Annotated in this window: 1 protein-coding gene; it reads left to right on the forward strand. The window is 38.5% G+C overall.

Annotation, left to right across the window (positions count from 1 at the left end; genetic code table 11):
- Positions 1-99: 99 nt before the first annotated feature.
- Entirely contained in the window at positions 100-537 is a 438-nt protein-coding gene (locus PSI17_RS17165) for a GNAT family N-acetyltransferase (protein ID WP_273553105.1), read from the forward strand.
- The last annotated feature ends 191 nt before the right edge of the window (positions 538-728 follow it).

Genomic DNA, 728 nt, shown 5'->3' on the forward strand with positions numbered 1-728 from the left:
TGTCAAATACAGGATGTACCACTAGCGCTATTGCCCTATTTTAGCTAGGTGTTTAAAATTTTGAACGATTCGGCTTACGATCCCATATTGGAGTGGTGTATGTTAATTACCTTAACTGACGTAAATAAGAACAATTATGAAGCTGTCTGCGATCTATCAGTAACTGAGGATCAGCTTGATTATATTGCAGGAAATGTGTGGTCTCTTGTTCAATCTAAATTTCATATTTTATATCAAACACGCGCAATTTGCCTGGATGGGAAACCTGTTGGTTTTTTCATGTGGGTATCAGACGCTGACAAAAAAATAATGATTTGGCGGTTTATGGTGGATAAAAACTATCAAAATAAGGGTATTGGCCGTAAGGCACTATCACTGGCACTTGATGAAATCAGGTGCACAGATCAGTTGGAAGTAATAGAAATCAGTTATGATCCAAATAATCTCATTGCGAAAAACCTTTATGCAAGTTTTGGTTTCGTTGAGGTTGGCTTGGATGAGGAAACTGGAGAAATGCTAGCTATTATCAAGAATTAAATGTGAAGTTTTAGGTTTTGTGGCAACTGACAAAAGATACGATAGTCAGGCTTTTATAAATCATATTGAACAACCGGAGCAATGCCGATTATTCTGTAGTCATATACTAATGAAATGGACAGTGCGCTGGGCAAAGCTGCCCTGTTTCTTGCGGGTGAAAGTCCCGTCGTAGAAGGTAAACCAGACCACTA

This window comes from Xenorhabdus sp. IM139775 (assembly GCF_028598745.1).
Taxonomy (GTDB): Bacteria; Pseudomonadota; Gammaproteobacteria; order Enterobacterales; family Enterobacteriaceae; genus Xenorhabdus.